This is a genomic window from Jeotgalicoccus nanhaiensis (assembly GCF_015235105.1).
GTDB lineage: Bacteria > Bacillota > Bacilli > Staphylococcales > Salinicoccaceae > Jeotgalicoccus > Jeotgalicoccus nanhaiensis.
The window spans coordinates 69,690-94,581 of the sequence record NZ_JADGLW010000006.1 but is presented as its reverse complement, the minus strand read 5'-3'; the positions used below and the strand labels follow the sequence as shown (position 1 = coordinate 94,581).

General features: G+C 41.8%; 27 protein-coding genes and 1 riboswitch. Of the genes, 13 read left to right on the top strand and 14 right to left on the bottom strand.

Annotation, left to right across the window (positions count from 1 at the left end):
• Window positions 1-60: 60 nt before the first annotated feature.
• Both IR135_RS08900 and IR135_RS08895 read left to right on the top strand, forming a co-directional pair.
• Window positions 61-660, top strand: coding sequence for a LemA family protein (locus tag IR135_RS08900; RefSeq protein WP_115885312.1), 600 nt, complete (start codon window positions 61-63; stop codon window positions 658-660).
• Entirely contained in the window at window positions 660-1,508 is an 849-nt protein-coding gene (locus tag IR135_RS08895) for a TPM domain-containing protein (RefSeq protein WP_135098693.1), read from the top strand. The genes IR135_RS08900 and IR135_RS08895 overlap by 1 nt, the downstream gene beginning before the upstream one ends.
• Before the next feature lie 403 nt (window positions 1,509-1,911).
• Here the strand turns inward: IR135_RS08895 and IR135_RS08890 are convergent, their stop codons facing one another.
• Window positions 1,912-2,676, bottom strand: a complete 765-nt coding sequence (locus tag IR135_RS08890) for a CPBP family intramembrane glutamic endopeptidase (RefSeq protein WP_135098691.1) — start codon at window positions 2,674-2,676, stop codon at window positions 1,912-1,914.
• Between the two features lie 189 nt (window positions 2,677-2,865).
• Here IR135_RS08890 and groES point away from each other — a divergent pair, with 189 nt between their 5' ends.
• From groES to IR135_RS08875, 3 genes are all read left to right on the top strand, one after another.
• Window positions 2,866-3,150 (top strand): co-chaperone GroES, encoded by a 285-nt coding sequence (groES, locus tag IR135_RS08885; RefSeq protein WP_135098689.1) that lies wholly within the window; start codon window positions 2,866-2,868, stop codon window positions 3,148-3,150.
• 39 nt (window positions 3,151-3,189) lie between these two features.
• Window positions 3,190-4,815 (top strand): chaperonin GroEL, encoded by a 1,626-nt coding sequence (groL, locus tag IR135_RS08880; RefSeq protein ID WP_135098687.1) that lies wholly within the window; start codon window positions 3,190-3,192, stop codon window positions 4,813-4,815.
• Between the two features lie 269 nt (window positions 4,816-5,084).
• Window positions 5,085-6,356, top strand: a complete 1,272-nt coding sequence (locus IR135_RS08875; protein ID WP_135098685.1) for a RidA family protein — start codon at window positions 5,085-5,087, stop codon at window positions 6,354-6,356.
• A gap of 50 nt (window positions 6,357-6,406) precedes the next feature.
• On the opposite strand, the gene IR135_RS08870 is transcribed toward IR135_RS08875, so the two are convergent.
• From IR135_RS08870 to IR135_RS08860, 3 genes are all read right to left on the bottom strand, one after another.
• The gene (locus IR135_RS08870) at window positions 6,407-6,856 is read right to left on the bottom strand and encodes a QueT transporter family protein (protein WP_135098683.1); all 450 of its coding nucleotides are present in this window, start codon (window positions 6,854-6,856) and stop codon (window positions 6,407-6,409) included.
• Between the two features lie 8 nt (window positions 6,857-6,864).
• A riboswitch (PreQ1 riboswitch) is annotated at window positions 6,865-6,908 on the bottom strand.
• Window positions 6,908-7,681 (bottom strand): NRDE family protein, encoded by a 774-nt coding sequence (locus IR135_RS08865; RefSeq protein ID WP_135098681.1) that lies wholly within the window; start codon window positions 7,679-7,681, stop codon window positions 6,908-6,910. (Overlaps the previous riboswitch by 1 nt.)
• Window positions 7,668-8,345 carry an RluA family pseudouridine synthase gene (locus IR135_RS08860; protein ID WP_115885318.1) on the bottom strand — a complete coding sequence of 226 codons (678 nt, stop codon included), beginning with the start codon at window positions 8,343-8,345 and terminating at the stop codon, window positions 7,668-7,670. The genes IR135_RS08865 and IR135_RS08860 overlap by 14 nt, the downstream gene beginning before the upstream one ends.
• Before the next feature lie 131 nt (window positions 8,346-8,476).
• Here IR135_RS08860 and IR135_RS08855 point away from each other — a divergent pair, with 131 nt between their 5' ends.
• Window positions 8,477-9,916, top strand: coding sequence for a phospholipase D family protein (locus IR135_RS08855; protein WP_135098679.1), 1,440 nt, complete (start codon window positions 8,477-8,479; stop codon window positions 9,914-9,916).
• 108 nt (window positions 9,917-10,024) lie between these two features.
• Here IR135_RS08855 and IR135_RS08850 read toward each other — a convergent pair whose 3' ends face one another.
• Both IR135_RS08850 and IR135_RS08845 read right to left on the bottom strand, forming a co-directional pair.
• Window positions 10,025-10,573 (bottom strand): cysteine hydrolase family protein, encoded by a 549-nt coding sequence (locus tag IR135_RS08850; RefSeq protein WP_135098677.1) that lies wholly within the window; start codon window positions 10,571-10,573, stop codon window positions 10,025-10,027.
• A gap of 50 nt (window positions 10,574-10,623) precedes the next feature.
• Window positions 10,624-11,514, bottom strand: a complete 891-nt coding sequence (locus IR135_RS08845; RefSeq protein WP_135098676.1) for a fructose bisphosphate aldolase — start codon at window positions 11,512-11,514, stop codon at window positions 10,624-10,626.
• Between the two features lie 151 nt (window positions 11,515-11,665).
• Here IR135_RS08845 and IR135_RS08840 point away from each other — a divergent pair, with 151 nt between their 5' ends.
• A complete protein-coding gene (locus IR135_RS08840) occupies window positions 11,666-12,604 on the top strand; it encodes an aldo/keto reductase (protein WP_135098674.1) in 939 nt (312 codons plus the stop codon).
• 47 nt (window positions 12,605-12,651) lie between these two features.
• On the opposite strand, the gene IR135_RS08835 is transcribed toward IR135_RS08840, so the two are convergent.
• From IR135_RS08835 to IR135_RS08820, 4 genes are read right to left on the bottom strand one after another with little or no spacing between them, the layout of a single operon-like run.
• Window positions 12,652-12,804 carry a hypothetical protein gene (locus IR135_RS08835; protein WP_162842307.1) on the bottom strand — a complete coding sequence of 51 codons (153 nt, stop codon included), beginning with the start codon at window positions 12,802-12,804 and terminating at the stop codon, window positions 12,652-12,654.
• 48 nt (window positions 12,805-12,852) lie between these two features.
• Window positions 12,853-13,983, bottom strand: coding sequence for an ABC transporter permease (locus IR135_RS08830; RefSeq protein ID WP_135098672.1), 1,131 nt, complete (start codon window positions 13,981-13,983; stop codon window positions 12,853-12,855).
• Window positions 13,970-15,022 carry an ABC transporter permease gene (locus IR135_RS08825; RefSeq protein ID WP_135098670.1) on the bottom strand — a complete coding sequence of 351 codons (1,053 nt, stop codon included), beginning with the start codon at window positions 15,020-15,022 and terminating at the stop codon, window positions 13,970-13,972. The genes IR135_RS08830 and IR135_RS08825 overlap by 14 nt, the downstream gene beginning before the upstream one ends.
• Window positions 15,022-15,951 (bottom strand): ABC transporter ATP-binding protein, encoded by a 930-nt coding sequence (locus IR135_RS08820; protein ID WP_135098668.1) that lies wholly within the window; start codon window positions 15,949-15,951, stop codon window positions 15,022-15,024. The genes IR135_RS08825 and IR135_RS08820 overlap by 1 nt, the downstream gene beginning before the upstream one ends.
• A 114-nt stretch (window positions 15,952-16,065) precedes the next feature.
• On the opposite strand from IR135_RS08820, the gene IR135_RS08815 reads away from it, so the two are divergent.
• The 6 genes from IR135_RS08815 to rbsK all read left to right on the top strand — a co-directional run bounded on the left by IR135_RS08815 (window position 16,066) and on the right by rbsK (window position 21,066).
• The gene (locus tag IR135_RS08815; RefSeq protein WP_135098666.1) at window positions 16,066-17,127 is read left to right on the top strand and encodes a sensor histidine kinase; all 1,062 of its coding nucleotides are present in this window, start codon (window positions 16,066-16,068) and stop codon (window positions 17,125-17,127) included.
• On the top strand, window positions 17,105-17,704 hold the full coding sequence (locus IR135_RS08810) for a response regulator (RefSeq protein ID WP_135098664.1): 600 nt from the start codon (window positions 17,105-17,107) through the stop codon (window positions 17,702-17,704). The genes IR135_RS08815 and IR135_RS08810 overlap by 23 nt, the downstream gene beginning before the upstream one ends.
• A 15-nt stretch (window positions 17,705-17,719) precedes the next feature.
• Complete coding sequence (locus tag IR135_RS08805; RefSeq protein WP_135098662.1) at window positions 17,720-18,214, top strand: GNAT family N-acetyltransferase; 495 nt, start codon at window positions 17,720-17,722, stop codon at window positions 18,212-18,214.
• A gap of 73 nt (window positions 18,215-18,287) precedes the next feature.
• Window positions 18,288-19,232 (top strand): nucleoside hydrolase, encoded by a 945-nt coding sequence (locus IR135_RS08800; RefSeq protein ID WP_135098660.1) that lies wholly within the window; start codon window positions 18,288-18,290, stop codon window positions 19,230-19,232.
• Complete coding sequence (locus IR135_RS08795; RefSeq protein ID WP_135098657.1) at window positions 19,225-20,160, top strand: nucleoside hydrolase; 936 nt, start codon at window positions 19,225-19,227, stop codon at window positions 20,158-20,160. Before IR135_RS08800 ends, IR135_RS08795 begins: the two co-directional genes overlap by 8 nt.
• 21 nt (window positions 20,161-20,181) lie before the next feature.
• Entirely contained in the window at window positions 20,182-21,066 is an 885-nt protein-coding gene (rbsK, locus tag IR135_RS08790; RefSeq protein WP_135098655.1) for a ribokinase, read from the top strand.
• A 110-nt stretch (window positions 21,067-21,176) separates the two neighbouring features.
• Here the strand turns inward: rbsK and IR135_RS08785 are convergent, their stop codons facing one another.
• From IR135_RS08785 to IR135_RS08770, 4 genes are all read right to left on the bottom strand, one after another.
• A complete protein-coding gene (locus IR135_RS08785) occupies window positions 21,177-21,701 on the bottom strand; it encodes a hypothetical protein (RefSeq protein ID WP_135098653.1) in 525 nt (174 codons plus the stop codon).
• A 478-nt stretch (window positions 21,702-22,179) separates the two neighbouring features.
• On the bottom strand, window positions 22,180-22,644 hold the full coding sequence (locus IR135_RS08780; RefSeq protein ID WP_135098651.1) for an S-ribosylhomocysteine lyase: 465 nt from the start codon (window positions 22,642-22,644) through the stop codon (window positions 22,180-22,182).
• 298 nt (window positions 22,645-22,942) lie between these two features.
• A complete protein-coding gene (locus IR135_RS08775) occupies window positions 22,943-24,229 on the bottom strand; it encodes a nucleobase:cation symporter-2 family protein (RefSeq protein ID WP_135098649.1) in 1,287 nt (428 codons plus the stop codon).
• Window positions 24,229-24,810, bottom strand: coding sequence for a xanthine phosphoribosyltransferase (locus IR135_RS08770; protein ID WP_135098647.1), 582 nt, complete (start codon window positions 24,808-24,810; stop codon window positions 24,229-24,231). The genes IR135_RS08775 and IR135_RS08770 overlap by 1 nt, the downstream gene beginning before the upstream one ends.
• Window positions 24,811-24,892 lie beyond the last annotated feature (82 nt).

The following is a 24,892-nucleotide window of genomic DNA, read 5'->3' as shown; positions in this document are numbered from 1 at the left end:
TAATATATAAGAGTAATGTCTTATGCATACATTTAATACTTAACGAAAAGAGGACGAAAGATGAAGAAGTTACTTATACCAATTGGTGTACTTATCGCAGTGATTGTTATTATTGCGATTATGATTGTACCGAGATATAACAGTTTGGTAAATCTCGATGAAGAAGTTAACCAGAAAGAATCGCAAATTGAAACGCAGCTGCAGCGCCGCGGAGATTTAATCCCAAACCTGGTAAGCACAGTACAGGGGTATGCATCTCATGAAGAGGAAATATTTACTGACATTGCGGATGCGCGTTCACGTCTGGCAGGTGCAAGCGGCGACGTTGAAGAGCTTGCTGAAGCCAATAATGAAATGACGAGTGCGCTGTCACGTCTTTTAGCTATTTCTGAGAACTACCCTGATCTGCAGGCAAGTGAACAGTTTACAGGTTTAAGAGATGAACTTGCAGGTGCGGAAAATCGTATCGCAGTAGCGCGTCAGGATTACAACACAGCGGTGCAGGACTATAACCGCAATACGAGAACATTCCCGGGCAACATTATCGCAGGAATATTTAATTTCGATGAGAAACCTTATTTCGAAGCGGATGAATCTGCACAGGATGTACCGGAAGTAGAGTTTAATACTAATCAAGATGATACAGACGGTGGAGAGTAATGCAAAAAGCCTTTGCTTTTACAGTTGTCGTACTGAGTATATTACTTCTCAGTACGCCTGCAGAAGCAAGAGTGGATTTGCCGGCGCTCAATGAAAGTCATTATTTTGTGCAGGATAATGCAGGTGTGCTCAGCGACAGTGCAATTAATGAACTTAACGAAAAGGGTACACATCTGGAAGAAGGAACGGGTGCCGAACTGTTATTAATGACGATGGATTCTACAGGACAGGAACATCGCCAGGATTTTGCTCTCCGTGCACTGAGAGAATACGGTGTCGGTAAAGCCGAAAAAGATAACGGCATTGTTATTCTTTTAAATCTGGACAACGACAATGAATTCAATAACCGGGGCATCGAAGTACAGGTGGGTTACGGTGTTGAAGGATACTTAAACGATGCGAAAATAGGGCGCATTATTGATAATGTGGCTTATGAAGATTTAGTTGCCGGAAATTACGAAGCGGCTCTGACTAATCTGTATACTGCTTTATATGATGAGTCTTTAACCGCTTACGGTTATGAAGATGGTGAATTTACGCGGGATGAACCCGCTGAAGACACCGGAACAGGACAGAATGACAGTATATTTTCAATTCTGATCCGGCTGGCAATATTTATGACGGTACTGTACTTTATTTACAAAATGTTTTCAGGCGGCGGGGGCTCCGGAGGTTCCGGTGGCTCAGGCGGCAGACGAAGAAGAAGCGGCGGTCCCGTAATATTCTTCCCTCCAGGCGGAGGCGGAGGATTTGGCGGCGGCAGCTCAGGAGGCGGATTCGGCGGCGGAGGATTCGGCGGTTTTGGCGGCGGCTCCGGCGGAGGCGGCGGTGCAGGCCGCGGATTCTAAACTGTTTGAAAAAAATAAATAGGCTCGAGAATCTTGATATTAAGATTCTCGAGCTTTTTTTGTTATGACATCCTCTCATGCCTATGTATGGTTTGATGCGTATACATGACATCCGCTCATGCCTACGTAAGTTTTGATACGTATACATGACACCCGCTCATGCCTACGCAAGTTTCGATTCGTATATATGATACCCGCTCATGCCTACGCAAGCTTCGATTCGTATACATGACATCCGCTCATGCCTACGCAAGCTTCGATGCGTATACATGATACCCGCTCATGCCTACGCAAGTTTCGATGCGTATACATGACATCCGCTCATACCTATGCAAGTTTCGATGCGTATACATGACAACAAAAAAGCCGAAGTGCCTGAAACAAGCAACCCGGCTCAAAATATTTACATAAACAGTGAAATGATTGCATTCAGCTGATTCTGCATTTGTTCTGCCTCTTCTAAAAAGTCTGCGAAGACGGTTTGAATCAGGACCACGAGCCCGTTCATAATAATGTGCACCATTACTGGTACAAACAAGCGTCCCGTAATGACATATAAAAAACTGAAAACATAAGACATCGATAAATAAATCAGGATATGTGTAAAGTCAGCATGAGCCACCGCGAAGATTAATCCGCTCACAAGTCCCGCAATTAAAAATGCGAGTACTTTCTGTGCTGTACTGTTCATAGGAAACAGTTCGTAAATTTCACCGAAGATTGCTCTTCTGAACACATACTCTTCAATAATCGGTCCGAATAATACAACGACCAGAATCATCCAGGGAGAGTTGAAAATCATATCGACAATTTCTGTCGTATTTTGACTTTCGACCGGATTTCCAAGGACGTAGATATTAATGAGGCCTGCCGCAATTTGTGACATATAGGCTAGGAATACCCCACCGATAATCCAGACTGTTGTCAGCAGGCTGTCTGTCTGTTTGCCAAGTTCTATTCTGTTCTTATTCTTATGCAGGTTCCCGATAATGACTACAATAACTGCTCCAAGTCCGAAAGTAAGGACCTGATACGGCATCAGTTTTTCAACGAGTTCTCCGGGTCCGAGTGAGGGATCCATAGCTGTGAAAACTAAGCCGACAGGAAGCAGTGCGAATTGTACCGCAAGGAATGTTAAAATAATTAATATACTGTATACGCGTCTCAAGTTTAAACCTCCAATAATCAATAATTTTATCTTACATTAAAAAGGGGAAACTCAAAAGTAATACAATCTTATCGCTTGCAATTTTGACCAAGTTTGATTATTATAATTATTGTTAGCACTCAATATTGATGAGTGCCAAACCATGCAGTTAATTTTATTGAATTTAAGATTAATAAGGAGGGCATTTCCGTGTTAAAACCTATTGGAAATCGTGTAGTTGTAGATTTAACAGAAAAAGAAGAAACAACAAAGAGCGGTATCATTCTGACTGATTCCGCAAAGGAAAAACCGCAGGAAGGTACTGTAGTCGCAGTCGGTTCAGGACGTATACTTGAAAATGGTACAAAAGTAGATCTTGAAGTTAAAGAAGGCGACAGAGTTGTCTATGCAAAATTCGCAGGCACAGAAGTCCAGCATGGAGATAATGACTATTTAATTTTATCTGAATCAGAAATTTTAGCAGTAATTGAATAATATAAACATCGCATATAATTCATTTTGGGAGGCAATATAATGGCTAAAGAATTAAAATTTTCAGAAGATGCACGTCAGTCAATGCTGGCTGGTGTGGACAAATTAGCTAATGCTGTAAAAGTAACATTAGGACCAAAAGGACGCAACGTCGTTTTAGATAAATCATTCTCATCGCCGTTAATTACAAACGACGGTGTCACAATCGCTAAAGAAATCGAATTGGAAGACAAATATGAGAACATGGGTGCAAAACTCGTTGCAGAAGTTGCAAACCAGACGAATGAAATTGCCGGTGACGGTACAACAACAGCAACGGTACTTGCTCAGGCAATGATTCAGGAAGGCCTTAAAAACGTAACGAGCGGAGCAAATCCTGTCGGCATTCGTACAGGCATCGGCCGTGCGGTTGAACGCGCGGTAGAAGCACTTCAGGAAGTGTCAAAACCTGTTCAGGATAAAGATGCAATTGCACAAGTTGGTGCGATTTCAGCAGACGATCCTGAGATCGGTGAATATATTTCTGAAGCTATGGAAAAAGTCGGCAATGACGGAGTGATTACGATAGAAGAATCACGCGGCTTTAAAACTGAACTGGAAGTTGTTGAAGGAATGCAGTTCGACCGCGGCTACCTGTCACCGTACATGGTTACCGACTCTGAAAAAATGATTGCTGAGCTTGAAAACCCATATGTACTGATTACGGACAAAAAGATTTCAAGCATCCAGGACTTAGTGCCGTTATTAGAACAGATTGTGCAGCAGTCACGACCAATCTTAATTATTGCAGATGACGTTGACGGCGATGCAATGACTAATCTGGTGTTAAACAAAATTCGCGGTACGTTTAATGTAATCGCAGTGAAAGCACCAGGCTTCGGTGACCGCCGTAAAGCAATGCTCGAAGATATTGCGACCTTAACCGGCGGACAAGTCATTACCGATGAACTTGGTCTTGAACTTAAAGATGCGACACTCGATTTACTGGGTAATGCAAGCAAGGTTCACGTATCAAAAGACGACACAACTATCGTTGAAGGTGCCGGAGATAAAGAGGTAATTGAAGGCCGTGTAAACCAGATTAAAGCGCAAATTGAAGAAACAACTTCAAGCTTTGACAAAGAAAAATTACAGGAACGTCTGGCTAAATTAGCAGGCGGCGTCGCAGTAATTAAAGTCGGAGCGGCTACTGAAACTGAAATGAAAGAACGTAAACTCCGCATTGAAGATGCGCTGAACTCAACGCGCGCTGCAGTGGAAGAAGGCATTGTAGCAGGCGGGGGAACTGCACTGGTTGAAGTGTACTCGAAAGTTGCAGAACTGGAAGCGGAAGGCGATGTGAAGACAGGAATTAACATCGTATTGAAAGCACTTGAAGCACCGCTGCGCCAGATTGTTGAAAACGCGGGACTTGAAGGCTCTGTTATCGTGCAGCAGCTGAAACAACAGGAGTCAGGAATCGGCTACAACGCAGCAACTGATGAGTGGGTCAACATGATCGATGCAGGTATTGTGGATCCGACTAAAGTAACGCGTTCAGCACTGCAAAATGCAGGTTCTGTAGCGGCAATGTTCTTAACAACAGAAGCAGTCGTTGCAGACATTCCGGAAGAAAACGGCGGCCCTGATATGGGCGGCATGGGCGGCGGAATGCCCGGAATGATGTAGTAACAGTCAGTCAATTTCTCATTTAATATGTGTTAAAGGAAGGTTTTCCATAAGGTTTCTTAACCTTTGGAAGACCTTTTTTAATTCTATAATTGTAGGAAGCAATAAAATGAACAGATGAAAATGTGTTATATGACAATTCTATTTATTTGTTCTTGATGTAAGGTGGATAATGAAGTATATATTTTATAATTTATCAGCAGGATAAGTCATCAACTTTGTTGATTATATATTTCAAATAAACCTAACTTTAAAGGAGCATATTATTTATGAGTGACTATAATGCAGTAGCACCAACTAATACGGATAACGCACCGAAGTTTGACGAGTCTTCTCAGTCAGCAGCGTTTTCACATTACAGCAATTTATCAGCACAGCTGCCAATCGATCCTTCAACTGGACAATTAGCAGAAGGCGGCGTTAAAGCGCAGGCTGAACAAAGCTTTAAAAATATCGAAGCAATTCTTAAAAACTTCGACCACGTAATGAGCGATATCGTAAGAATCACAGTTTTCGTTACAGATATCCAGAATGTAGATGCTGTGAACGAAGTGTTCCACACATTCTTCCCGACATATGTACCAGCGCGTACGAATGTAGCGGTTAATGCTCTGCCAATGGGTGCTGAAGTTCAAGTTGAAGCGCTTGTATCACATGGTGTAGGTACAATTCCTAATGCACCGCAGGCTGGAGATTTAATTAAATTAACAAACCACACTGCGAATGCACCGGCAAATGCTTTATCTTCACAAACTGTAGCATTTTCACACTACAACAATATTACAGCTCAGCTGCCAATCGATCCTGCAACAGGCAGAATCGTTACAGGCGGGGTCAAAGCAGAAACTGCACAAAGCTTAAAAAATATTAAAGCAATCTTAAACAGCATCGATGTACCATTTGATGACATCGTTAAAGTAAACATCTTCGTTAAAGACCTTGCGGATGTTGAAGCGGTTAACGAAGTTTACTCTGCGTTCTTCCCGGATTCTTCTATCGCGAGAACTGTAGGATATGTACCAGCTCGTACTGTTGTTCAGGCAGCAGACTTGGAAATGGGTGCTTCTGTACAAATCGAAGCAGTCGTATCTCACGGTGACGGTACGCCGCCTCAGGCTATCGAAGACAGACACGGTATCGTGATTAAAGCGAATAATACTGAAAATTCGCCAGTGGACAGCTTATCTACACAAACTGTAGCATTCTCACACTACAACCACTTGTCAGCTCAGCTGCCAATCGATCCTGCAACTGGTAAATTAGTTGAAGGCGGCATTAAAGAACAGACTAAACAGGCTTTAAATAACATTAAAGCGGTTATCGAAAGCGTTGACCACGTAATGGAAGATATGGTTAAAGTAAATATCTTCGTTAAAGACCTTGCAGATATGGATGCAGTCAACGAAGTTTACGCAGAATTCTTCCCTGAAGGCACGCCAGCAAGAAGAGTTGTCGGCGTTTCAGCACTGCAGGAAGATGCTCTAATTCAGATTGACGCAATTGCGGGCAATGCTGAAGGCACACCACCTGAAACTAAATAATAGCAACCAGATAAAAAATACGCCTCCATTTATATGGGGGCGTAATTTTTTTATTCCGGCAAAATTCTATGGCCGATTTTTTTAAATATAAACGTGCCGATAAATGTCGTAATCAGCGTCGACAGTCCAACTGTTGCTGCACTGAACCAGTACGGCAGTCCAAGAACTAAATACAGGGCCAGTGCCACAAATAGTCCTGCAAGGACACTGTACTGCAGGGCGTTTATCCAGACGTTTTTTATAAAATAACTTAATGTATAGGCAATTACCGATATAGTTACACCGACAACGACGTCGATTAAACCGAGGCTTGAGAAAATATTTGCAATACCGACACCCAGTACCATTCCCGGTATATATTTTCGGTTAAAAAATGGAATGACACAAAGTATTTCACTGATTCTGAATTGAATCGCTCCAGTGCCAATCGGGTTAATTACAGTAAGTGCGACATAAATTGCCGCTAAGACAGCATTAATAGCTATGTCTCTGATATTCATAATAGTAAATCTCCTTAGTTTTTTTGACAGGGAGTTTGCGAACCTGTTTTTTTATTTATTGACTGATATCGTCTCAGTAATTTCACCGGTTAAGGCACCGTTTTTGAAGGTGCGCTCAATCAATGTAATGTTGTTCTGATGGTCGAAAAGAACGACAGTGGAGCATCTGGTGCCGTAATCAAAATCAGGGATATCGATAAACAGCGGGGATAATTTCTTTTCGAGTTCAAACTCGACACCCGTTTTTTGAACGATGTCATCTGCTGCCTCGGTATCGATGCGGAGCAGATTAAATAAAGCATCTATATCTACTTCATCTTCTGACAAGACTTCATCCAGCTTTTCTTTTCCGATAACGACTTTAGGCCAAGGTGTATCCAAATATTCATTGGACAGCCCGTGCGTGCCTTCAGTTACACGTGAGATCTTGTTATCGTAATTGTTCATGTAATAAAGTTCATCAGGAGTACCTGTAAGCAGATTAAAGCCTGCATAGTCACTGCTGTATTCCGAAAGGTTTGTTAAATATTCTTTAGGACTTTCTTCTGACAGCAGGTAATTGACAATCAGTTCCCCGCGGGACTTTTCAGCTTTCAAGGTCATTTCTTTTGGCGTCCGGATATTAGTCAATGCTCCTATTTTACCTGATTTTGATACCGCAAGCCAGGTGCCTTTTGCTTTTAAATCACGGCCGCCTAAAATATTCTGATGGTCTTCCCAATAGGACATCGGTGCGGTCGGCCGTGAATAAAATTCATCACGGTTCGCCGCAAACACCATTTTATATTTTTTGTGCGTTCCGATATTAAAATTAATAAGACACATTAAAATCACTCCAAGGGAATGTTTCAGGCGGCTTGCAGTGAACTTCCACGTACTCGTCTTTCGTAGGATGCTTAATACGCAGATAAGTTGAGTAAAGGGCAATCTGCTGACCGACTTTTGCATTCTTATTATATTTTTGGTCGCCGAACAATGGATGTCCGAAATGCGACAGCTGCACACGGATCTGATGTGACCGGCCTGTGTGAAGCTTCACTTTTACAAGTGAAAATTGTCTGTTTTCATCAACAGTTTCATAATCCAGCTTGGCCATTTTTGAACCGCGGTGGTTTTTATGAACCACTTTGGAAATATTTTTCTTTGCATCTTTAAATAAATGATTCGTTAAAGTGCCTTTTTTCTGATCCAGATGATTCTCTACAACAGCATGATACTCGCGGTCGAAATTTTGAAGGCGAACTTCATTCGACAGACGTGACGCTGCTTTTGAAGTTTTGGCAAAAACGACAGCTCCGCCGACAGGGCGGTCTAATCTATGAACCAGCCCCAAATAAACCGCTCCGGGTTTATTGTATTTTTCTTTAATATATTCCTTTAACATAGTTAATAAGTCTTTATCTTCTGAACTATCTTCCTGGACAGGGATGTTAACCGGCTTATCGACAATGAGTAAATGGTTATCTTCGTACAGTACATTAATGTTCACACATTTCACTCCTTAAAATTCGTAAGTTATATTATACCATCTATACGAAAAATATCTTATCACTTTCGCAATCTTTCTTTGTTAGAATAGAGATAAGTGTAAATTAATACTATTAATTACAGGGGTGGATTATGAAAAAACGATATTTTTTCTTACTTGTTTTTGCTGTATTAATACTTATACCGCTCGTTGTTGCAGGTGTGCGTTATTTTGTACCGGTACCGTCAGGAGTATCGTACGAGTCTGAAGAATATCAAACAGACGATGCGGAATTTTTATACGATCTTACATATACAGAGAATAACGAAATAACAGAAGAGCAGGAAATTTTTGAAGAGATTTATACGATGATTGATGAAGCGGAAGAATTTCTGGTCCTTGATATGTTTTTATTTAACGATGATTATAACCACGACACCCTGGACTTTCCGCCATTGTCTCAAAATTTAACAGATAAATTGACAGCTAAAAAGGAAGAAAATCCAGATATGGATATAATCTTTATCACAGATAGAATTAATACTTTCTACGATACGTATACACCGCCGCATATTGAACAGCTAAAAGAGGCTGGAATAGAAGTCATATTTACCGATCTTTCGAAATTGCGGGACTCTAATCCGTTGTATTCAGGCTTTTACAGAACTTATTTTCAATGGTTCGGAACGTCTGAAGACCAGTGGCTGATGAACGCATTAAGACCGCAAGGTCCGGAAGTAAATATACGTTCTTATTTAACGATGTTGAATTTTAAGGCTAATCACAGAAAATTAATTATTAATGAAAAGAATGGTCTTATTTCGTCGGCAAACCCGCATGATGCAAGTGCGCATCATTCGAATATCGCTGTGAAACTAAGCGGAGATATTCTCTACGATATGCTGGAATCAGAACGCGCAGTAGTGAATTTCAGCGGAGGAAATACGCGTGTTTTCAGCGATTTTGCTGATAAAATGCCTGAAAAAGCTGAAGGGAGTGAAGGGCAGTATACTGTAAAGCTGATTACCGAGAAAAAGATAAAGGATAATATACTGGAAATAGTGAACAGTGCCGGCCCGGATGATATTTTAAATATAGGACTGTTCTACTTATCTGACAGAGATATTATCGAGGCACTTAAAACAGCACTCGACCGTGGTGTGGAACTCAATATGATACTTGATATTAACCAGGATGCTTTCGGTAACGAAAAAAATGGCGTGCCGAACAGACCTGTGGCCGATGAGCTGATGAATCATGACACTCAGCCGAATATCCGCTGGTATAAATCGAGCGGGGAACAGTATCACGCGAAGTTTATCATGCTGGAAACTGCGGATGAAGTTATATTTAACGGCGGATCGGCTAACTTTACAAGGCGGAATCTGGATAATTATAATCTGGAAACAAACGTGGTAGTGACGGCGCCGCAGGGTAGTGAATTTACTGGAGAAATCACTGCATATTACGACCGCCTGTGGATGAATGACGGTGCGGAGTATACGCTTAACTATGAAGAAAAAGCAGAAGCGTCACTATTTAAAACGATGATGTACAGAATCCAGGAATTTACTGGATTATCGACATTTTAAAATTAGATAAAACCCGTACAGCGGATTCCTTTAAGAGAGTCAGCTGTACGGGTTTTTGCGGTCACATGAACTGGAATCATCGGACAGCAAATTCAAGTTAATTATATATTATACAATCTTCGCACCCAATGAGTTTTCAAAGTGGGCGAGTGCCACATCGTGTGCATCCAGATTAAAACTGGCCACACCGTCTCTGTGAACAACGATATCAAAGCCTTTATTATAAGCATCAACTGCAGTATGCATAATACAAATATCGGTACATACGCCGACTAAATGGATTTCAGTAATCCCCCTTGCTCTTAAGCGCTGTTCCACATCGGTTCCGAGAAAAGCGGAGTAGCGGGTTTTATCGGTATAGTATACATTTTCCTGAACTTTATAATTCTGATAAAGGTCTTCCAGCTCACCGTACAAATCCCGTCCTTCTGTCCCAATAATATTATGAGGCGGAAACAGTTTCGTTTCAGGATGATACGGATCATTTTCCTGGTGGGCATCAATAGCGAACACAGTATAATCTCCGTTACTGATAAATTCACGAGTCGTGGTCACGATATAGTCATGAAGTTCCTGTGCGGGTTTACCTGCGGTGAGTTTGCCGTCATTCGCAACAAAGTCGTAAGTATAGTCGATATTCAGTAGTGCTTTCATGATTTTCTCCCCTTATAAAAAAGACAATGGCAGGCCATTGTCTTAAAGTTTACTTATTTTTTATTCACTGATGCATCGAAAATAGAATCAATTGCTTCAGATAGTTTGCTGTCAAATTCCTCAGCAGACTGATTTGCATTTAAGTCGCTTGATAATGCGCGTGAGAAGCTCGCGATAATACCTTCGTTTTCTTTCAGCATATTATTTGCTTCAGTTCTCGTGTAACCGCCTGAAAGTGCCACAACGCGAATCACGTTAGGGTGATCTACGAGTTCTTTGTACAGATTAGGTACAGTAGGAAGTGTAAGCTTCAGCATTACAAGTTCATCTTCAGCAAGTCCGTTTAACTCTTCCAAAATTGCATCTCTTAAAATTTCTTCGATTTCTTCTTTGTCTCCGGCATTAATGCTGACTTCTGGCTCGATAATCGGTACTAAACCTGCAGCGATAATCTGTTTACCGATTTCAAACTGCTGTTCTACAACGGCAGTAATTCCCTCTTTGTCTGCAGAAAGAATGTTGGAGCGCATTTTCGTGCCGAAAATGTGACGATCGTTTGCACGTGCTAATAAATCCTCAAGACCCGGTATAGGTTTCATAAGCTGCACACCGTTTTCCTCATCTGCAAGTCCTTTGTCGACTTTTAAGAATGGCACAATGCCTTTATCAGCTAAATAATCACCAGTGTACTGTCCTTCTACTTCACGGTCCATCGTTTGTTCAAACAGAATTGCGCCGAGGACTTTATCAGAAGTAAATGAAGGTGAAGTTACGATGCGTGTACGCATTTCATGAACGAGATCGAACATCTCATCTTCGTTAGTATACTGATCTTCATCAACACCATATGCTTTTAAAGCTTTTGGCGTACTTCCGCCACTCTGGTCAAGTGCGGCAATAAAACCATGACCTTGTTTTACTTTTTCAAGTTGCTCCTGATTCATTAAAAAACACTCCTTAAATAGTTTTCCACTCCTTTATAGTATGCTAAAAAAACCGCTTTACTGCAAGGTAAATCTGCACCATCCGCTATGTTTGGCGGATTGTTAAAACGGAAAGATACTATAATGTATTTAATTTCAGGAGGTATGCAAAATGACAGAACTAGTTGAGTTAGGTAAATCGGGAATTAAAGTACATCCAATCGCTCTCGGGACAAATTTTGTCGGCGGCTATAATTTATACGGCGATGTGAATGAAGAAGAGGGTAAACAGACTGTCAGAGATGCACTCGATGCAGGAGTGACGATGCTCGATACTGCATTTATATACGGACCGAGACGTTCTGAAGAACTGATTGGCGAAGTTTTAAAAGAGTATAAAAGAGAAGATATAGTTATAGCAACGAAAGCAGCACAGCGTGAACTCGATAACGGTGATATGGTCATCGACAACTCGCCGGAATTTTTAAAACAGGCAGTGGACGATGCACTGGACAGACTGCAGACTAAATATATTGATTTGTTTTATATTCATAAGCCCGATGAAGACACTCCGAAAGATGAAGCGGTCGAGGCGCTTTATGAAATGAAAGAGCAGGGGAAAATTAAAGCGATCGGCGTATCGAATTTTACTGTCGAACAGCTGGCGGAAGCGAATAAGAACAATCATGTTGATGTAATACAAAACGAATACAATCTGTTCAGCCGCGAAGCGGAAGACGAGATGCTCGATTACACTTCAGCAAATAAAATTACTTTTATTCCTTTCTTCCCGCTGGCAGCAGGGCTGCTTGCAGGCAAATACGATGAAAATACAGAATTTGCAGATTTACGGAGTAACTTGCCGTTTTATCAGGAAGACCAATTTAAAGACAATTTGAAAAAGGTAGAGAAATTAAAAGAACTTGCTAAAAAATACGATGAAGATACAGCGCAGATAGTACTCGCATTTTATTTAACGAGACCATCGCTCGATGTGATTATACCGGGAGCGAAAAAAGGCGGGCAGATTAAAGCAAATATGCGTGCCGCTGATATTGAACTGGACCCGGAAGATGTTGAATATATCGATGAAATATTTAAAAATAAATAACAGCTAAAAACAAAAGATGGTTAAGGGAGCCCCTTAACCATCTTTATTTATTTATCCCTGTAAAGGATTAGCACTGCAAACACGCTGCCTACGCTGAATTTAATGTCGATTACTTCAATGTACTGATTCTCGTAAAAGAATTCTGCGATTTTCTTATCAAGTCCTTTTTCCGTCATAGCGGAAACTGTTTTTGTTTTCATAGACTAACCCACCTTTAATGCTGTTTTCTTCCATTATATATTTAAATATTATAATTGTGTACTTTTACGCTGATTGCTGAAGATAATACCGATAATCAGAAAGGCGAGTATATACAGTAAGAGAATGCCGATCGACAGTGCTGATTCACTCCAGGTAATATCCGGTGACGCATAGATTTGTGTGTAGTGATACAGTGGAAGGAATTCCGCGATACGCTCTGCACCGTCACCGAACAACTCGATAGGAATGAATATACCGGAGAGAAATGCCAGTCCGAGCGTAATGAGATTGGCAAGACCGTTCACGATAAAACGATTCGTCGTCAGCGCATTAATCGCATACTGCAGAGCGAGTGTGAAGGCCATAATCAGTACGAGCGCAACGAAAATGTGAGTGAGCGGTATACCGTCTAACCGGTTATAATACAGTCCGACAAGTCCGAAAAACATAACGAGTACTGCGAAAAAACCAACCAGCGACTGTGCGCCCAATATTTGCACTGCGCTTGATGTGGATGATATCGGTGCAGCAATGATTCGTTTTTGCAGCTCGGGCTTATTGTATTCAGACATCAGATTACCGACTGACAGCATAATGAACAGCATTAGCCAGTAGGCAGCGAAATTGGAATAGGCTGCAGCATTTTCAAAATTTTCTCCGTCTGCATTCATTGTATCGTTATTTAACTCTACATTTACAGTATCGGTTAATGCTGTCCGCAGCTTATCACTGTCGAGTTCTCCTCCTTCGTTAAACTGTGCGTTTGCAAAAATCAGAAATTTCGAAATTTCGCTGTCCAGCTGGACACTGGATGCTGCGCGTTCATCAGTAATGATCTCAACGGCTGGTTCCCCATTTTTAACATGTCTTTCAAAATCCTCAGGGATGATTACTGCCCCGTGAATTTCCATGAGGAAAACCTGTTCTTCCAAATGATTACGCGGTGTTTTGCCGAGTACTTCAACATCATGCGAACTGTTTAAATACTCAATCAGCGCTTTTGAAGACCCGGACTCAGATTCGTCCACCACAGTAACGCCAAGCTTTTCGCTTTCAAACGTATCGGTGCCGCCGAATGAACTGAACATTGCTGCAATCAGGAAAAACACCAGTGCCAGCGGTATAATCATCCATTTAAACTTCCAGAAGTGGAGGAGTATTATTTTAAAGATAGTCATATTGTTTCCTCCTTAATGCAAACAAAGTAATGAAAAAACTGACAACTGTAATACCGGTTAAGAAGGCGATTGTCGACCAGTAGCTGTCGAAGTTATCCATTAAATTTATCCGATAAATTGTATCTGTAATATGTGCGAGCGGATTAAATTCATTAATGAACGGCATCTCGCGGTTAATTACAGTTCTTAAACCTGGACCCATTAAGCCAGCCAGGAAAGCCAGCCCGACGATAAAAACGACGGGAACGATGGATTTTACATTGATGTTCACCCGCGGAGTTAAACCGATTATAAAGCCGAGTCCAAGTCCGGCAATATTGCCGGCAAGTATAATGCCGAGCGTGGGAAGCAGATGATTGAACAGCACAGAATCATTAAAAATCATTAAATAACCGATTAAGAGACCGTTTGAAAATAAGCCGAGCGTGAGACCCGCTGCAGAACTTGCGAGTATATATTTTGCTTTGCTGAAGGGGCTGGCAGAGAATCTTGCTCCCATCGTGCTTAAGTTCGGACGCATTGATGAAATGAGCTCCATGCTCGTAAATATGGTGTAGAGAGAAACCATGGCAATGGTTGAATAGTACATAACAACCTGCGGTTCTGTTTCCATGTCTTCAGTCTGAATAAAATCAGCCTCAAAATTAAAGTTTTCAGGAGATATTCCAAGTGCCGCAGTCTGGTGGATCTGGTTCATCACTGACTCAAGTACGGACTGCTGAAAACCGCTGTTTTGAACAATCAGGCTGCCGTCTTCCGTAATATATCCTGTAATATTTTCTTCAGAAAGTTCATCTCTTGCGGTACTGTCTGACATTTCATGAACGTTGATAAAGTCTATCTCCTGAAGCACTGTGCTGTATTCATTATCTTCGGTAACAGCAACGTCTATATCTGACATATCTTCTCCGCCAATATTTGACGTTGTCGCCATAAATATCGTAACTAAAACGAGAGGATAGCCGATTGTCCAAAAGAGAAATCCAAAATCTTTAAAGTTAATTATGAGTAAATAATAAGTGAGACGCAGAAAGTTCATCAGTCCCTCAGCTCCTTGCCTGTCAGTTCTAAAAAGATACTGCTCAGCGACGGCTGTTCACTTGCGATTTCTGTATAAGTCAGAGAGTTATCTTCGATAAAGCGAATCAGATTAGCTAAATTGTTGTAATGCTTATCGAATTGAATGTTGTACTTATCTCCGGTTTTGATGACCTGATTGACGTGAGGAATTTGTTTCAGGAGGCTTGAAAGTGTGTCGTTGCCGGAAATAAATTTAACTGTAATACTTTCTGTGGTTGAAATTGATTTTTGAAGTTCATCGAGTGTACCGTTCGCAACATTGCGGCCGTTATCCATAATAACGAAGGAGTCGCACAAATTTTCAGCTTCTTCCAGGTAGTGGGTGGTGTAAATGACAGTAGTTCCCTGCGCTTTCATTTTTTTAACGCCTTCAAGAATAAAGTTTCTGCTCTGTGCATCGACCGCGACGGTCGGTTCATCGAGAAATAAAATTTCCGGCTTATGCGCGATGCCGCAGGCGATATTCAATCTTCTTTTAAGTCCGCCGCTAAGCTGCTTCGGTAGAAATTTTTTGTATTTTTCGAGTCCGACAAAAGAGATGGCTTCATCTACAAACTGTTTCCGCTCCGCTTTATTTGTCACGTAAAGTCCGCAGTAGAAATCAATATTTTCAACGACGTTCAGCTTATCAAAAATAGCGAGCTCTTGTGGCACAATACCAATCCGGCGTTTAATTTTATTGTTATTTGGATTAACGGGTTCGCCGAATAATTCAATCGTGCCCTGATCAAACTTCAGTAAGGAAAGCATACAGTTAATGGCTGTCGTCTTGCCGCAGCCGTTCGGGCCGAGCAGGCCGATAATTTCATTCTCTCCTGCCTGAAAAGAGAAGTGATCAAGTGCAATAACATCTTTATATCTTTTCACTACTTTGTCCATTGCAATCATATTATTGCCTCCTGTACTATATTGGTTAATTTAAGTTTATAATATAAATAAATGCACCGTTAGTGTCCCGAGTCATAAACTGCAGTGACAATTGTCATATTGTGAGGTGAAGCGATGTCAAAAATATATGAAAAGATTATGATCTTTATAACACTTGCGGCATACTATCTGCTGACTTCGGATGAAGCACAAATCACAGTAATACTGATATCTTTTATCGCAGCGTTCAGTATCGATGTAATCAATAGAAAGTATATGCTTTTTATAATGATTGTGTTTTTTGGCTTTCTTTTGTTCCTGGATATAAATTATCTGTACTTCCTGCCGCTCATTTCTCATATAATATTTGCTGAATACGGCAGGTACGGAATACTTGCACTGATTCCGATTTTAATTTTTCAGCAATGGGGGCTGCTGATTTTAAGTGTCTTAATATTTTATCTGACTGCGCTGTCACTGGAATTGTCAGCAGCAAAAGAACTGAACAGAAAAATGCGCGACCGGCTGACCGAAGATAATATGCGTTTAAAAGCCCAGCACAATGAACTGATGAAAGCCCACGAGAAAGATATTTATATGGCGGGACTGAACGAGAGAAATCGTATTGCCCGTGATATGCACGATGCACTTGGTCATTCTTTGTCGAGCAGCATTCTGCTGATTGAATCGCTGCAGTATGTCAAAGATGAGAATAAATTAAGAAAATCTTTAAAGCAGCTGCAGGAAAGATTAAAAATGGGCATGGACGATGTTCGTAACAGCATTCATAACCTATATGACACTTCAATCGAGCTTGAAGCAAGAATCGAAAGTTATCTGGCAGAAATGGAAAATTATAAAGGAGAGCTTATCTATGATGTAAAGCTCACGCTGACGCACGAACAGAAAATAGACATGCTGTCCCTCGTAAGAGAAGCGCTGACGAATATTAGAAAGCATTCAAATGCCGGAGCATTTAAAATTGTTATTAAAGAACACCCTAAATTTTTAGCACTGACGGTGAAAGATGACGGGAGTACTGAAGGCTATTTCAAAAAAGGGATGGGTCTTCAGTCGATGACTGAAACAGTGCAGAAATACGGCGGTGTTCTGAATGTGTTTAAAGACGAGGGGTTTATCGTGCACGCAATATTTTACAAGGAGGGGCTGGAAAATGAAAATAGTTATAGTAGATGATGACCCGCTCGTAGTGTCTGCGCTGACGACAATAGTGGAAAATTCCGATTATGAAGTTGCGGCGGAGGGCACAAGCGGTTTTGATGCAGTAAAACTGTACAGCGAACATCGTCCGGATTTGTTAATGACGGATATCAGAATGCGGGAGAAGTCGGGACTTGAAGCGAGCAGAGAAATACTGGCTGCCGATTCCGAAGCGAAAATCCTTCTTATTACAACCTTTAAAGATGATGAATACATTCATGAAGCACTGAACATAGGCTGCAAAGGATATTTATTGAAAGATAATTTGTCAGGTATTATTCCGGCTATTGAAGCGGTACTGTCAGGAAATATGGTCTTCGACAGCAATATTGTAAAAAGTATGTCGGCGCAGTCTGCACATAAGGACTTTACGGACCTGTCGACAAGAGAGCAGGACATTATTGAACTGGTGGCAGAAGGCTTCAATAATAAAGAAATTGCCGAGGCGCTTTATTTGAGTGAAGGAACAGTCAGAAATTATATTTCCCAGATGCTGACGAAGCTGGATTTACGGGACCGGACGCAGCTTGCCGTTTATTACTATAAAAATTAATCAGGAGGTGGCGGGATGGCCCTTGTAATCAGAAAACCGGAACCGGAAGATGCTGAGCGTATAGCAGATATTTGCAGCACGGGCTGGCGACAGACTGTTGAAGGGAAGTTGAGCAGTACGTTTCAGCAGCAGACAGTGAATTACTGGTACAATCCTGATAAAGTTACAGCAGATATTAAAAAAGGCAGCTATTCCTATGTGGCTGAAAAAGACGGTATTATCAGAGGAGTAATAGGCGGCGGAATGACAGGTGCTAAAACTGCGGAAGTATATGTATTTTATATTGACGATAAATACAGGTATCATGGAATCGGCAAGACTTTATTATATGAATTGACGCGGCATCAAAAGCGTAAAGGTGCCGATGAACAATGGGTATCGGTGCAGCAAGATAATGAACTTGGTCTGCCGTTCTATAAAGCGCGGGGATTTGTCTGCCAGTCACTGAAAGAAACAAAAAGCGCAGATGGTGAAGTGCAGGTGTCTTTAAGAATGAGGCGACAAATATAATCAGGGTCTGTCTGTAAAATTCAGGCGGCACATGAGATAATTGTTTTAAGACTACGAATTGGAGTGTTTACTGATGAGAAATGTTATTTTAGACTGTGATCCGGGGCATGATGACGCAATATCGATAATTATCGCGGCGTCTAGTGTCAGCGATTTAAATATTTTAGGAATTACGACTGTGGCAGGCAACGTCGAAGTCGAAAAAAATACAATTAATACATTAAAAATCTGCGAACTGCTGGAGCTGGATATACCGGTTGTCCAGGGTGCGAGAAGACCGCTCGTAAAGGCGAGTGAAATTGCACCTGAAATTCATGGGGAAACCGGCATGGACGGCCCGGAGCTTCCAGAACCTCAAATAGAGGTGACAGAAGGACATGCGGTTGATTTTATTATTGAACAGGTGATGAATTCATCTGAGCAGGTCACGCTCGTTCCAACAGGACCGCTCACGAATATTGCTATGGCCTTAATCAAAGAACCGAGAATCATTGAAAATATTGATGAAATTGTTTTAATGGGCGGCGGCACTTTCGGCAACTGGACACCGGCAGCGGAATTTAATATTTTTGTCGATGCGGAAGCAGCGAAAGTTGTTTACGACAGCAGTGTACCTGTGACAATGTTCGGTCTTGATGTGACACATCAGGTTATTGCGACTGAAGATATTATAGAGCGTGTCGGTAAAATCGATAATAAGATTGCTGTGTTCGTTAAAGAGCTGCTGATCTTTTTCGGCGAGACGTATAAAAATCATTTCGGCTTTAACGGCGGTCCGATTCATGATGCGTGCACGACGATGTATCTTTTAAAACCGGAATTGTTTAAGACAGAATACTTAAATGTAACTGTTGAGACAAAAGGTGAATATTCATACGGTATGACAGTAATCGATACGCTGAGTGTAACAGGCAGAGAGCCGAACACTAATGTTGCCTTCGGGGTGGACACAGAAGCGTTTTGGACACTGTTTGAAGAAATTTTGAAATCATTTGACGGAGGACAGGCTGATGAGTAAGAAGAATATATGGATTGACTGCGACCCGGGGATTGATGATGCAATAGCACTCGCTGCGGCAGCCGCAAGCAGGGATGCATTAAATATCCACGGGATTTCCACGGTGGCGGGAAATCAGACGATAGAGCGCGTCACGAACAATGCGCTTGCACTGAGCGCTTTTCTCGATTTGGATGTACCTGTCGTTAAAGGAGCGGAAGGACCTCTGACAAGACAGAAAGAAGATGCGGGACACGTCCACGGTGAGACAGGACTCGGCAATACTGTACTGCCGAAAACTTCGAAGCAGGCTGAGCCGGGCAATTCATTCCAGCTTATCAGAGATTATATTATGAATCTTCCTGAAGGTGAAAAGATGACGCTGGTTCCTGTCGGTCCGCTGACAAATATTGCACTGCTTTTAAAAGTCTTTCCTGAAACAGCGGAACGCATTGAAGAAATTGTCTTAATGGGCGGCGGCACCTTTGGCAACAGAACCCCGACAGCGGAATTCAATATATGGGGAGATCCTGAGGCTGCGAAAATCGTCTTTGATTCAGACCTGCCGATTGTAATGTGCGGACTTGACGTGACCCATAAGAGCGGGCTCGACCGCAAGCAGGTCGAATCACTGTTTAACAGCGAAGGAGAGGTGCAGAAAGCATTCGGCGAAATGCTGAAATTTTACTTTGATTCTCCTGCATATATTAACAGTGAACTTGTGCATATTCATGATGCAGTTGCGGTTATTTATCTGACTAATCCTGAAATATTTAAAGGAATGCAGGTCAGTGTAGACGTAGATTGTACAGATGATATCAACCGGGGTATGACTGTATGCGATGTGCGGAAGACTGCACCTGAAGCGGGGCGTAATGTGACACTTGTTAACGATATCGATTTAACAGCATTTCAAAATATACTGCAGGCTAAACTCGGCAGTCTATAGTAATTCTTGGAGGTAGAACAGATGAGCAAGCCTAAGGTAACAATTGTAGGCAGTTTAAATATGGATTTGGTCGTTACGGCAGAACGTCACCCGTCAATCGGCGAAACACTGACTGGTGAAAAGTTCACGACACTGTGCGGCGGCAAAGGTGCGAACCAGGCCGTTGCAGCAGCGAGACTCGGCTGCGATGTGACGTTTATCGGCAGAGTGGGCAACGATGCGTTCGGGATTGAAATGATTGAAAGTCTGAGAAAAGAAGGTGTCAACGTCGGTAATATTGAGATGATTGATGAGGTGGAGAGCGGTATTGCCATGATTACCGTAAACCCGCTGGATAATACAATTATCGTTGTACCGGGCGCGAATGCACATGTTACAACAGATGTAATCGATAAACACCGTCAGGCAATTTTAGAAAGCGATGTCGTCGTCACCCAGCTTGAAATTCCGATGGACACAGTGGATTATGTTGCACAGGTGTGCGGAGAGAATAATATTGATTTAGTTGTTAACCCGGCGCCGGCACAAAAGCTGACGGATAATATTATAAATTACAGTACATATATTACGCCGAATCAGATTGAATTGACACAGCTGGCAGCAGCACATCCTGAAATTTTAAAAGACCACGTCGATAAATTTGTCGTTACGAGCGGCAGCAAAGGCTGTTATTATTCAGTCGATGCCTTCCGCGTCGACGTGCCGACCATGAAAGCGGAAGTTGTCGATACGACAGGTGCAGGAGATTGCTTTAACGGCGCCTTTGTCAGTTATATTGCACAGGGTAAAAGCCTGCAGGAAAGCTGTCATTTCGCCAACACTGCAGCATCAATCAGTGTAGAAAAATTCGGTGCGCAGCACGCGATGCCGACAACTGAGCAGGTGCTCGGAAGAATGCAGAGTTAAAAATAATTATTATGCGCATGAGAGTGTTTGGAGATTTGTCATATATAAAAGATGATTTTCATAATAATAATAAAAGTCACTGACGGATACAGCCGCCAGTGACTTTTTTCTTAAATAATAGATGAGAATAATGATGTTGGGATAATAATAATCCATGGTGCCATTAATAGTGTTGAGATAATACTCGATCTGCTGATTTGTTTATCTTCGAGACCGAATTTAGCATAGATTTTTTGTGTGATTTTAAACTGGATAAAAATTATGATAATGAATACAAGGAGTACAAAAATCATGCTGTAAATACTGTTGAAGGGGTTTGCAATAACGCCTTCGAAAAAAGCGACAATCCAGTCAGGAGTAGCATTGCTGATTTCTTTTACATCGTCGAATGAAGCGGGGTTGCTTCTGAACAGCGGGTCGATAAACAGCGCCGCATACATAATTCCAACAGCAGCAAGATTCAGACCGATATCAGTCAGCCAGATTTTCCAAGAAGCCTTAACAGTAATTTCCTTGCGTTTATATTTTTTATCGAGCGGTAAATAAATCGCAAACCAGTCGATCAGCATTTTTAATGGTATTATCATAAAAACAACAGGCGGAATTAACCACATCAGCCATACCGGCATAATCATTACGGAAAACCTCTTTCTTATTTTATAGATTATCCTGTATATTTTACGCTTGTCACACGCGTAAGTAAATTGAAATGATGAATCACAGTCAGGAAAGGTGATTAAAAAACTTGAATAAATAAAACAGCTTAAATATCTTGAATTAAAGATATCTGAGCTGTTTTATGTTTGAGCGAGACCTAATTTTTTGGTGATCTATATAGAATTTAGACCGGATTTGTTGGGGAGTTGGTATGACTTCCGCTCATGTGTATCCTGGTTGTCTGGGGTTGATATGAGCTCCGTTCATGTGTATCCCAGCTTCTTGGGGTTGATATGAGTTCCGTTCATATGTATCCCAGCTTCTTAGGGTTGATATGAGCTCCGTTTATGTGTATCCCAGCTCTCTGGGGTTGGTATGACAGCCTCTCATATGTATCCCAACTCTCTGGGATTGATATGACGCCGAATCACATGTATCCCGATCATAATCTAAATATTATTCAGCAAATACTGTGCTCCAGCTGTCGCGTCCTTCAAGCATTTTGCGCGCGATTTCTTTCGCACCTTCTAAGCTGTGGCTCGCTGCCCATCCGCACTGTACTTCATTACATGCAGGAACTTCAGTTGCTTCAAGGACATCGTTCAATGTTTTCTCCATAACATTTTCAATGCCTGCTTTATCTTCATCGTTTAATACTGAAAGATAAAATCCTGTCTGACATCCCATAGGACTTAAATCAACAACACGTTCGTGATGGTTGCGAATATTTTCAGCCATTAGATGTTCAATTGAGTGAAGTGCAGGCATATCCATATGCTCTTTGTTAGGCTGGCAGAAACGGATATCGTATTTATAAATTGTATCTCCGTACTGTCCTTCGTTTGTTCCTGCGAGTCTAATATAAGGTGCCGCCACTTTTGTGTGATCCAGGTTAAAACTTTCAACGTTCATTTTCTTCATATATCATACACTCCCTAAATTGTTTACTTAAGTTAATCTTATTACAACTTGAAGCGGAATGGCAACCGGGAGTAACTGACGGTGGCACGAGAACGCTCCTTGCGTGCCACCGAGAACCCACGGCGGCACGAGAACGCTCCTTGCGCGCCATCGAAAAACCACGGTGGCACGAAGACACCCTTTGCGCGCCGCCGAGAACCCACGGTGGCACGAAGACACTCTTTGCGCGCCGCCGAGAACCCACGGTGGCACGCACACCATAAAAAAGCACGCACCGGCAAGTCCGGTGCGTGCTCCTCTATATATTTCGCGGATTAATAATAGATTTAAAGTTAAAGACTGCGTTGAGTATAATGGCTGTCATACTGCCCATCACAATTCCGCTTGATGTAATGACTGAAAGGTTGTCAGGCAGGACAGCGAAGAGGTCGGGTACGACGGTCACAGCAAGTCCCATACCAAGAGAGATTGCCACAATCACCATATTTTCCTGTTTGTTTAAATCAACATGTGACAGCATTTTAATTCCTGCACTGATTACCATGCCGAACATGGCGAGCATAGCACCGCCGAGAACAGGCCCCGGTATTGCCAGCGTTGCTGCACCGATTTTTGGAGCAAGTCCTAGAATAATCAGCATGGCGCCGGCAATATAAATAATTTTATTTCTGCGGACACCTGATATTTGAATCAGACCGACGTTTTGAGAAAACGTCGTATAAGGGAAAGCATTGACGAGACCGCCTAAAATAATTGCCATTCCTTCTGCGCGGTAGCCGCGTTTTAAATCATCGCCTTTAATTTTCTTCTCAGTAATATCTCCAAGTGCAAAATACACACCCGTCGATTCAACAAGGCTGACTAAAGCAACCAGTGTCATAGTTAAAATCGGCAGCAGATGGAATTCCGGAGTGCCGAAGTAAAACACTTGCGGTAAATGCAGCCATGATGCTTCAAGCACCGGTGTGAAATCAACACGCCCGAAAAAGGCGCCGATTACTGTTCCGATAATAATTCCTGTTAATATGGCGATTGAACCAAAGAAACCTTTAGCAAATTTTAAAATGATCAAAATAATAATTAAAGTCGAAAAGCCTAAAAATAAATTGACAGCCGAACCAAAGTCTTCAGCCCCCTGGCCGCCGGCGAGGTCATTTATCGCTACCGGTATAAGTGTCAGTCCGATAGTCGTCACCACACTGCCGGTCACAACCGGTGGGAAAAACCGTATCAATTTACTGAAAAAAGAAGCAATCAGCACTACGATTAAACCCGATACTAAAATAGCACCGTAAACGGACTGAATGCTGTAGGTGTTGGCGATGTTAATAATTGGTCCAACGGCGGTAAACGTACATCCGAGTACGACGGGTAAACCGATGCCGGAGAACTTATTCTTCCAAACCTGAAGAATTGTTGCCACCCCGCACATCATAATATCGATGGAAATCAAGTAGGTCAGCTGGGCAGGTGTTAAACCGATGGCGTTGCCGACAATCAGCGGAACGATAACTGCGCCGGCATACATGGCAAGTACATGCTGCAGACCGAGCGAGAAATCTTTAACGTTTGATTCCTGAGCCATTACTCATTGTCTCCGGCAAATGTTACAGTATGATTCGATAAAGACTCGATGCGCGCGAGAGATTCCACACGGTAGTTTTTCTCTTTAAGAATTGCCGCTCCGCTTTGGAATGATTTTTCAATCACGATGCCGATGCCTGAAACATTAGCCTTCGCCTGTTCAACGATATTAATTAAAGCACCGGCTGCTTCGCCGTTGGCTAAAAAGTCATCGATAATTAAAATGTTATCTCCCGGCTGAATGAATTGATTGGATACACTAATCATATTTGTTTCCTGTTTCGTATAAGAAAAGACTTGTGCAGATAATAAATCATCAGTAAAAGTCAGCGATTTTCTTTTTCTTGCGAATACCGCAGGAACATTGAAGTTCAAAGCTGTCATTACTGCAGGCGCGATACCTGAAGATTCCAAGGTAAGTACTTTTGTAATTTCTGTATCTTTAAATCTGCTGTGGAATTCTTTGCCGATTTCCACCATTAGTTCAGGATCAATCTGATGATTTAAAAATTTATCTACCTTTAATACGTTATCCGAAAGTACGACACCTTCTGATAAAATTTTGTTTTTTAACAAGTCCATTCCAAAAGCTCCTTTAAGTATGTAAGTTAATGAATGTATTTATATTAACAGAAATAACGAACTTATCAACAATAAATTTTAA